Annotated in this window: 6 protein-coding genes; 3 read left to right on the top strand and 3 right to left on the bottom strand. The window is 70.7% G+C overall.

What is annotated here, in order from left to right; all coding sequences use genetic code 11:
• Window positions 1–39: 39 nt before the first annotated feature.
• Window positions 40–1,749, bottom strand: a complete 1,710-nt coding sequence (locus ACFU5G_RS26615) for a phospho-sugar mutase (RefSeq protein WP_377251534.1) — start codon at window positions 1,747–1,749, stop codon at window positions 40–42.
• Window positions 1,750–1,826: 77 nt separating this feature from the next.
• Window positions 1,827–2,666, bottom strand: coding sequence for a purine-nucleoside phosphorylase (locus tag ACFU5G_RS26610; RefSeq protein WP_377251532.1), 840 nt, complete (start codon window positions 2,664–2,666; stop codon window positions 1,827–1,829).
• A gap of 139 nt (window positions 2,667–2,805) precedes the next feature.
• On the opposite strand from ACFU5G_RS26610, the gene ACFU5G_RS26605 reads away from it, so the two are divergent.
• Together ACFU5G_RS26605 and ACFU5G_RS26600 are read left to right on the top strand one after the other, a co-directional pair.
• Window positions 2,806–4,116: an AAA family ATPase gene (locus ACFU5G_RS26605; RefSeq protein WP_377251530.1), complete on the top strand. Its 1,311-nt coding sequence runs from the start codon at window positions 2,806–2,808 to the stop codon at window positions 4,114–4,116.
• The gene (locus ACFU5G_RS26600; protein WP_377251528.1) at window positions 4,113–4,574 is read left to right on the top strand and encodes a hypothetical protein; all 462 of its coding nucleotides are present in this window, start codon (window positions 4,113–4,115) and stop codon (window positions 4,572–4,574) included. Before ACFU5G_RS26605 ends, ACFU5G_RS26600 begins: the two co-directional genes overlap by 4 nt.
• Before the next feature lie 15 nt (window positions 4,575–4,589).
• Here the strand turns inward: ACFU5G_RS26600 and ACFU5G_RS26595 are convergent, their stop codons facing one another.
• On the bottom strand, window positions 4,590–8,033 hold the full coding sequence (locus tag ACFU5G_RS26595) for a DEAD/DEAH box helicase (protein WP_377251526.1): 3,444 nt from the start codon (window positions 8,031–8,033) through the stop codon (window positions 4,590–4,592).
• 91 nt (window positions 8,034–8,124) lie between these two features.
• Here ACFU5G_RS26595 and ACFU5G_RS26590 point away from each other — a divergent pair, with 91 nt between their 5' ends.
• Window positions 8,125–9,681, top strand: a complete 1,557-nt coding sequence (locus ACFU5G_RS26590; RefSeq protein ID WP_377251524.1) for an NAD(P)H-quinone dehydrogenase — start codon at window positions 8,125–8,127, stop codon at window positions 9,679–9,681.
• Window positions 9,682–9,749: the final 68 nt, after the last annotated feature.

Genomic DNA, 9,749 nt, shown 5'->3' with positions numbered 1-9,749 from the left:
CCCTCGGGGACGGCGGCCCGTTCTCGTGGCCCGGAGGGCTCAGAGACCCAGGATCGAGCGCAGGTCCGCCTGCACCAGGGCGAGGCGCTTCCGGGCGGCCACACGGGCCGTGGAGAGCTCCTCGGCGGACGCGTCCGGGTCCACGGCCGCGACGACCTCGATGTAGCACTTGATCTTGGGCTCGGTGCCGCTGGGGCGCACGATCACCCGGGTGTCGTCCGCGGTGAGCAGCACCACGCCGTCGGTCGGCGGGAGGCCGTTTAGGCCCTCCGCGAGGTCGCGCACGGAGTTCACGGGCGAGTCGGCCAGGGCCGACGGCGGCGCGTTGCGCAGCCACGTCATGGTCGTCTCGATGCGCGCGAGGTCCTCGAACCGGGCCGAGACCTGACCCGTCACGTGCAGCCCGCAGGCCCGCGCGATGTCGTCGAGCTGGTCCAGGAGGGTGCGGCCCTCGTTCGCGAGCCGGTTGGCCAGCTGCGCGACGGCGACCGCGGCCGACAGCCCGTCCTTGTCCCGCACGTGCGCGGGGTCCACGCAGTAGCCCAGGGCCTCCTCGTACCCGAACACCAGGCCCGGGGTCCGGGCGATCCACTTGAAGCCGGTGAGCGTCGTGGCGTGCTCCAGCCCGAGCTTGCCGGCGATGGCGGCCAGCGCCCTCGACGACACGATCGAGCAGGCCAGAGTGCCGCCCGTGCCAGCGCGCACGGCTCGCTCGGCCGCGTCCCAGCCCAGCAGCATGCCCACCTCGTCGCCGTGCAGCATGCGCCAGCCCTGCGACAGCGCCGTCTCGGCGCCCTGGTAGGTGCCGTACTGCGGGTCGAAGACGGCCACGGCGCAGCGGTCGGCGTCCGGGTCGTTGGCGATGACCAGGTTGGCGCGGGTGTCCTGCGCCAGGGCCAGCGCCATGTCGATCGCGCCCGGCTCCTCGGGGTTGGGGAACGCCACGGTGGGGAAGTCGGGGTCGGGCTCGACCTGCTCCTCCACCGGCACGACGTCGGCGAAGCCGGCCTCCGCCAGCACGCGGGCGATCGCTACGCCGCCCACCCCGTGCAGCGAGGTGGTGACGATCCGCAGCTTGGTGCGCGGCTCGCCGTCGTGCAGCGAGGCCACGGACCGGTAGTAGTCGTCGGCGATCTCCGGGCCCAGGACGGTCCAGCCGGACTCGGCGCGCGGGACGTCCTTGGCGGGTCCCACGCGCGTGATCTCGCCCGCGATCCGGGCGTCGTACGGCGGCACGATCTGCGCGCCCCGACCGGGCCCGCCGACTACGCGCCCACCGAGGTAGACCTTGTAGCCGTTGTCGGACGCCGGGTTGTGGCTCGCGGTGACCATGACGCCGGCGTCGGCGGCCAGGTGGCGCACCGCGAAGGCCAGCACCGGGGTGGGGCCGGCCGCCGGCAGGAGCAGCACCTCGGCCCCGGCCGCGACCAGCACCCCGGCGGTGTCCCGCGCGAAGTCGGCGGACCGGTAGCGGGCGTCGTAGCCGATCACGACGCGTGGCTGGACGCCGGCGGCCTCCGCCTGGAGGAACGCGCCCAGCCCGGCCGCGGCCGCGATCACCACGGCGCGGTTCATCCGGTTGGGCCCGGCCGCCATCGCGCCGCGCAGGCCCGCGGTGCCGAACTGGAGCATGCCCGCGAACCGGTCGGCGAGCTCGGTGACGGCCAGGTGGCCCATGTACTCGTCACTGGTGCGGGCCACGAGGTCGCGGAGGTCCGCGATGTCGTAGTCGTCGACGTCGGCGGCCATCCAGGCCTCGGCGCGCGCGACGAGATCGGGCGCCGAAGGCACCCCGGTAGCGGTCGGCAGGTCGGTGGACACGGGCGTCAGATCTGCTTGATCACTCGCGCGAGCAGGTCGCTGATCCGCGGCCCGGCTTCCTGGCCGGCCGCCAGCACCTCCTCGTGGGAGAGCGGGTGAGGGCTGATCCCGGCGGCCAGGTTGGTGGCCAGGGAGATGCCGAGCACGTCCATGCGGCAGTGCCGCGCGGCGATGGCCTCGAGCGCCGTGGACATGCCGACCAGGTCGGCGCCCATCAGGGAGGCCATCTTCACCTCGGCCGGCGTCTCGTACTGCGGGCCGTGGAACTGCGCGTACACGCCCTCGGGCAGGTCCGGGTCGACCGTCCGGGCGACGTCCCGCAGGCGCGGGGTGTAGACGTCCGTCATGTCGGCGAACTTGGCGCCCTCCAGCGGGGTCTGCCCCGTGAGGTTCAGGTGGTCCTTGATCAGGACGGGCTGGCCGGGACGCCAGCCGATGTGCACGCTGCCGCACCCGTTCGTGAGGATCACGGTCTCGCACCCGGCGGCCGCCGCGGTGCGGACGCCGTGCACCACACGACGCGGGCCGAGGCCCTCGTAGAGGTGGGTGCGGGACCCGAGGACCAGCGCGTGACGGACGGCGCCGTCGGGCCGCTCGACGCGGATCGAGCGCGTGGTGGACCGGTGGCCCTGGACCGCTGGGTGCACGAAGCCGGGGATCTCCGCGGTGGGGATCTCCGCGACGACGTCGCCGATCAGCTCGGCCGCACCGCCCCACCCGGAGCCGAGCACGACAGCGATGTCGTGTCCCGGCACACCGGTCTTGGCCGCGATGTACTCAGCGGCGGCGGCAGCGACGTCGAACGGGTCGGTCGTCGGGTCGTCCAGATCTGGCTCCGTACTCATGGTCCGAGGTTATCGCCACTTTCCCCCGGGCACCCACGGGGGCCGCGGCTCGGGGGATCGTCGTCAGTGGACGGTCTGCGTCTGTGGGTGTGGAGCCTCTAGGCTGGGGCGACACCTACTTGGGGGATGGAGGGACGGTATGTCGTACGCGCACCTGACGGAGCTGCGCCTGACGGCGTTCAAGTCGTTCCACGACCAGGTTCTGCCGATCGACCCGACGACGATCTTGATCGGCCGCAACGGGTCCGGGAAGTCGAACGCGTTGGACGCCCTAGATGTGCTGGCGCGGTTGGCGAACGCGCAGGACATCAAGGATGCGCTCGATCCAGTACGTGGGGGTGCGGCCAGCTGTGCTCCTCACGGTACGGACGCGTTCCGCCTGGGGTGCACCGTTGCATCTCATGCCGGTCACTTCGAGTACGACATCGAGGTCCGCGTCAGGCCCCAGATCGAGATTCTTTACGAGCAGATCTCTCGGCGTAATCCGGACGGCGGCGGCAACGTCGACTTGTTCTGGTCGGACGTCTCGGACGGCGTCGAGACATACGGTCTACCGGATACGCCGCGTGAGCGTCCCGTGGGGTCGCCCCGGCGTACGTCCTTCATCGCATCCATGAAGTTCGCTGGTCCGCCGAGTCGGGCAGGTCTCCTCCACGACATCGAGAACCCCGATGTCTCGGAACTCGTCGCCGCCGGGTGCCTCGTCGAGGCCCTTCGTTCGGTCTTCCATCTCGAACCGATCCCTGCGGGAATGCGCGACTATGTCGCGGAGACGGATCACGAGCTGCGGCGCGACGCAGCCAACGTGTCCGCCGCGCTCGCACGCCTCTCCGTCGAGCACCCGGCTCAGGTCGACCGCCTACGTGGGCTGATCGGCGCGGTTTCGGACCTTGACGTCGCACACCTTGGGTTCACGCGCACTGATCTCGGTGACGTGATGCTCCTGGTTGCTGAGCTGGTCGGGGCTGCGACTGACACCACCCCCGCCAGAGAGCTCAGTGACGGACTTCTACGGCTGGCCGCGGTCGGTACGGCCCTGCTCTCTGAGCGGGACGAACTCGACCTCCCCGCCACGATCGTCACAGAGCCGTCGACCACCCTCGTCATGGAGGAGATCGACAACGGTCTGCACCCAGCCCAGGCCAAGCGAGTCCTCGACCTCGTGCGTGAGGCGACAGCGGAACAGGGCAGCAGGATCATCCTGACCACGCACAACCCAGCGTTGCTCGATGCCGCGACCGGCGAGATGAACCGGTCTGTCATCGTCTGCTACCGGGACAAGGAGAGCGGCCGTTCCGTGCTCAGCCGGGTGACTGACCTGCCGGGCTACGCCCGGGCCATGACAGTCGGCGGGATAGGCGACGCAGTGACACAGGGACGGCTGGCCGGCCCCGAGGAACGGTCGGCGGACGACTCGGTGCTGCGCGGCATCCTCGGCATCGACGCATGACCGCTATCAGGTTCGTCGACACCGGGGTCCTGACCAACCTGGTGCCGGTTCCCGGTCGCTGCCAGGACCGGGAGCGTGTCGTCGAGGAGTACAAGAAGCATCATGCGGCCGGCACGTCGCTCGTGCTGCCCGTGACGGCGGTGATCGAGTGCGGCAACTTCGTCGCTCAGGTCGCGGGCGACCGGCGTCGGACTGCCGAGACGTTCGCGGCGCTGCTGCAGGCGGTGACGAGCGACAAGACGCCCTGGATGTTCAACGAGGCGACCTGGTCGCGGGGCTACTGGCAGATGCTCGTCGAGGGTGCGGCCACCGGCTCCACCCTGACCGACCTCCTGTCACGGAAGATAGGGACTGGCGACATCTCGGTCCTGGTCGAACGGGAGGAGTTCAGAGCCCGCACACAGATCGACGACGTCGGGATCTGGAGTCTCGACACGGCGCTGTCGGCATACTCCTGACCCGGCCCAGGGTGGTCACCACGACGGGCGGACGGAACCGTCCACCCGTTTGATCTGCCCCGGCTCGTCCCTGACGTGACCCGCCAGGACCGAGAAGTAGTGCTGCTTCGACCAGCGTCCGAGGTCGCCGACGACGGCGAGCTGGCGTTTGGCGCGCGAGACCGCGACGTTCACCACGTTCGGTGATCGCGCCGCCCAGACGGACCGGTCGAGGTCCTCCATCGATCCACCGAGTACGAGGATGACGACCTCGGCCTCCTTGCCCTGCGTGGTATGGACGGTGCCGATCCTCTTGTTTTTCTTGTCCTTGATCGGCAGCCATGGGGCGAGAGGCTTCTCCAGCGCCTTCGCGACCGTCCGGTAGGGGCTGACCACGAAGACGCTCTTCGTCAGGTCCCACGATTCCCTGGTGCCGGCGTCGACCTCCTCGCGGCCTCGTTGGTCGATTTGCCGGAGCAGTGCTTTCACCCACTCGCCTTCCAGTGGGTTCCACCGATCGGGCCCTGCCGGCACGTCCACCCAGGTGTTCTGCGTGAGCAGACCGGCTGGCTTCTTCCGGTTGACGCCGTGGACCATCGATCCGCCGTATGCGACGGCGTTGCTGATTGTGAACATCGGGTCGTCGCAGCGCCGGTGCACGCGCAACGGCATCCCGACCCAGACGTCCTCGCCCTCGGGTCCCGACAGGTACGTGCCGAACGGGGTGGTGCGGTCGGCGATCGACTGGACCGAGCCGCGGCCGGGCATCCAGGCGGCGTCGACCGTGAAGTGCTTGCGCAAGAGGGTCTGTACGTCCAGGGGGACGGTCACGACAGGCTCGATCTGCAGCGGATCGCCGACGACGAGAGCCCGCTGAGCCCGCCACAGCGCTCCGACGATGTGCTGGGGGCGTGCCTGGCCTGCTTCGTCGACAATCAGCCAGCCGAGGTCCTCGCGCCCGATCCGGTCGAACATGCGCGGCAGTGAGTCGAATGTCGTCGAGATCAGCGGGACCGCCAGGAAGAATACCTGCCAGGCAGCGAGGACGTGCGTGGCCGGGACGTTACGTGGCACGTTGCCGCCGATCACGTCCATGGCCGCTGCGAGACTCCGGAGGACGTCGCCGCCCGTCTCGACGAGCAGCGACTTGTGCAGGTCGAGCGCGGCGAGGAAGAGCTCCGCCCGAGCCTGGACGAACTCAGGATCTGTCCAAGGCGTCGACTGCTCGCGCCGCTCCATCGCCGGGCGGTCCGAACGGCTCGCATCCCAGTCCGCGCCGGGAACCGCGCCGCCCCAGGCTGCCGACGCCCTGGCGAGACAGGCCGCCCGCCGCTCTGCCGAGCCGAGTTCCTCCGTGGCCTCGGTCAGCGCGCTCCGCGCAGCGACGACGGCGGCGTCGAGACCCGTACTGTCCGCGAGTGCTTCTGCCTGCTCGCCCCGGGCTCGGTCAGCGCTCTGCGCGAGGCGTGCGCGTTCGTCCAGCCATGTCCGGTGCTCCGCCGGGCGGAACAGGCGGCGTAGCCAGCCCGGGCGGCTCGACCGGTGGTGGTCCTGAGCAGCGATGGCGCCGAGCAGCGCCGTGTCCGCACTGCTGCGGTGACTCTCGGCGGTCGCGGCGTGGCGACGTGCGTCGTCCAAGGGCCGCTCGAGGGCGTCGCGCCGGGTGCGTGCCGCGGCGACGGCGCGGTCGAGGGTTTCGCCGGTCGTCACGGGTTCGTCCGGGCGTACGACGTTGTCTGCGACGGCCTGGCGCTCCGAGCGCAACTGTTCCACTCGGCTGGAGGCTGCGTCGAACGCGGCGACGGCGTCCCGCCAGCTCACGCTCTGTCCGTCGCCGCGCACCGCGTTCTTGAGGCGCATGTGCAGCCCGAGCCGGGGGTCGCCCTCGTGCCCCTTGATCCAGTGGGCCTTCACGAACTGATCTCGGTACTCCTTCTTGCCGAGCACCGCGGCGACAGCACCCCAGCTGTCCTCGTCTCCGGTCATGAGCTCGGCCTGTTCAGCGAAGTAGTCTGCGTCGGCAAAGCGCTCGGCATCGATGGCCGACCTGGCGGGCAGGTCCCGCGAGATGTTCTCGACCGCGCCGTTGTTCGACGACGCGACGACCATCTCGTACCCGGTCAGGGCCGGGATCGGGGGGTACACCGCTCGCGTCTTGCCCGTCTTGGTCTCCCATTCCAACGGCTTCTTCGCGAATGCCGCCCTGGCGTTCGGCAGCTTGGCCAGCTGGCGTGCCCGCTCGACGACAACTCCCGCCACGACGTCCTTGAGCAGCGTCGTCTTGCCCGTGCCCGGCGGGCCGTTCACGGTGCGCAGCCCGCGGGCACCGGTGACCGCCAGGTCAAGAAACGTCTGGTTGAGCGCGAACTGCTGGCTCGCCACCAGGTGGTGCTCACCCGGCCAGCAGCCGGCTGGCAGGAAGCGTGGGGCGAGCCGGTCGAGCAGCACGCGCGGTGAGGCGTGCAGGTCGGTGCGGTCGGCCTTGTCCACCTGGTCGTGCGGCGTCAGGTACTCCAGGAGCGCTTGACCTGCGTCACGGTCATCCAGCGCCGACGCGACTCGGCCGAGGTCGTCCGCCTGGAAGCTCCCGAGCATGTCGGTCGCGGGCGGTTCGACACCGGGTCGGACCTGGTAGCTCCGGTGCCAGATCCGGGTCGGCTCGAGCGAGTCGAGCACGTGCAGTCCCGTGGCCGTCCATAGCGTCAGGGCCGCGAGGTCCTCTCGGGTGAACGACCGGATGCCGATGTCGGTGGGTCGGTGAGGTGTGGCGTCCGATGCCTGGTCGCGTGACACGTTCTCGCGGATGGTGTCGTTCGCCTTGTCCGCGAGAGCACCGCCGAACTTCTCGATGGCCAGCTCGGCCAGGCTGCTGATCCACGGTGCCGCCGCGGAGACGAGTGCGGGGATGATCGTACTGACGCCGCCGGAGACGAACGCGAGGGTCCAGCCGGTGATCCCGGCGACCTTGGCGGCGCTGCTGGTCGTGCCCGGCCGGGCCGTGACCAGCCCGTCGCCGATCCCCGCGACCATCTGCTCCAGGGTGTCCTGGATCTCATCGAGACGGCCGGTCCATGCAACGTCTCCCGTCAGGAGGGAAGGAGCGTTGCCGACAGCCCATGCGCAGCCCGAGACCGTCAGGCTCTCCTTCACGTATCGGCCCCGCTCGTCGAAGGTGAGGGAGGCGAGCGCCGAGTAGCCGGTCGGTTTCTTCGTGCGGCCGTCGTCGGCCTCGTCGTCGGCGGTGCCCAGCACCTGTCGGAGCGTGTCGCCGACCTTGGCCAGGTCGAAGACACCGAGGTACATCGTGTGCCGCCAGACCGCATCGTCTGGGACGTCGTCGGTCGGTTCCCGGGTCGACAGCTGCCATGGTAATGGGCCGTTGCTCGAGAGGGCACGGAGGCCGTCCTTCTCACCAGGACTCTCGAGCTGCTGGGGACTGAAGTGCTCTATGGCCTGCCAGTACCGCACCACGTCCAGCATCCGCCCACCCCGATCCGCCGCCACCGACGGCGTCGACTATCACAGCGCGGGCGTCGGGCGTCAATCACTGACCTGGATATTCGCTGGCACAATGGACCCCGTGACCCCCCTCGATCCCGCAGCTGTCCCGCACCGTGTCGTCGTCGTGGGAGGTGGCCCCGGTGGTTACGAGGCGGCGCTCGTGGCGCGCAGCCTGGGGGCACAGGTCACCGTCGTGGAGCAGCAGGGGCTGGGCGGCGCCGCCGTGCTGACCGACGTCGTCCCCTCCAAGACGCTCATCGCCACCGCCGAGTGGATGACCATCGCCGACCGGGCCCCCGAGCTCGGCATCCGCATGCCCGACGACGTCGTGGACCCGCTGTCCGACGTCGACGTCTCGCTGGCGACCGGGGGCATCCCCGTGGTCTCCGCCTACGCCGCCCCCGGGCTGACCGGCGCGGGTGTGCAGGCGGCGGCGTCCGCGGCCGGGACCGTGGAGAAGCGCAAGCACTTCGTGGACCTGCAGGCCGTGAACAAGCGCGTGCTCGCGCTGGCGCGGGCGCAGAGCTCCGACATCCGCGGCCGCCTGGAGCGCGAGGGCATCCGGATCGTCGCGGGCAAGGGCCGCCTGGACGGCCCGTCACGCGTGGTCGCCGAGCTCGCGGACGGCGCGACCGAGGTGCTCGAGGCCGACTCCGTGCTCCTCGCGCTCGGCGCGACCCCGCGCACCCTGCCCACCGCGGTGCCCGACGGCGAGCGCATCCTCACGTGGACGCAGATGTACAACCTGCGCGAGCTCCCCGAGCGCCTGATCGTGGTCGGCTCGGGCGTCACGGGCGCCGAGTTCGCGGGCGCGTACAACGCGCTGGGCTCCGACGTCGTGCTGGTCTCCAGCCGTGACCGGGTGCTGCCCGGCGAGGACGAGGACGCCGCCGAGCTGCTGGAGGGCGTGTTCCGCTCCCGCGGCATGACGGTGCTGTCCCGCTCGCGCGCGGCGTCGGCGGTCCGTACGGACGACGGCGTCGAGGTCACCCTGGCCGACGGGCGCGTGGTGCACGGCTCGCACGTGCTCGTGGCGGTCGGCGGCGTGCCGGCGACGTCGGGCATCGGGCTCGAGGAGGCGGGCGTGCGGCTCTCCGAGGGCGGGCACGTGGTGGTCGACCGCGTCTCGCGGACCTCGGTGCGCGGCGTCTACGCCTCCGGCGACTGCACCGGCGTGCTGCCGCTCGCCTCGGTGGCCGCTATGCAGGGCCGGATCGCGATGGCGCACGCCCTGGGCGACGCCGTCCAGCCGCTTGCGCTGCGCACCGTCGCGTCCAACATCTTCACCGCGCCCGAGATCGCGACCGTGGGCTACAGCGAGGAGAAGCTGCGCGCGCAGAACTCCCGCTACATCACGACCACGCTGCCGCTCGCGCGCAACCCGCGCGCCAAGATGCTCGGCGTCAAGGACGGCTTCGTGAAGCTCTTCGCGCACCCCGAGGCCGGCGTGGTGCTCGGCGGCGTCGTGGTGGCGCCGCGGGCGTCCGAGCTGATCTTCCCGATCACGCTGGCGGTGCAGCACCGGCTCACCGTGGAGAACGTGGCCTCGGCGTTCACGATCTACCCGTCGCTCTCCGGGTCCATCGCGGAGGGCGCGCGGGTGCTGGACGCCCGCGTCGGCAAGTAGGCCCGTGATCGAGGCCTGAGGGTCTCGGGGTGACTGTACGAATTCGGGGTCGGTTGCTCTGCGTGGAC

It is taken from the genome of Promicromonospora sp. NPDC057488, assembly GCF_042802395.1.
Lineage (GTDB): Bacteria > Actinomycetota > Actinomycetes > Actinomycetales > Cellulomonadaceae > Promicromonospora.
The sequence above is the reverse complement of the archived record's forward strand: the minus strand, read 5'-3'. Positions and strand labels throughout refer to the sequence as shown.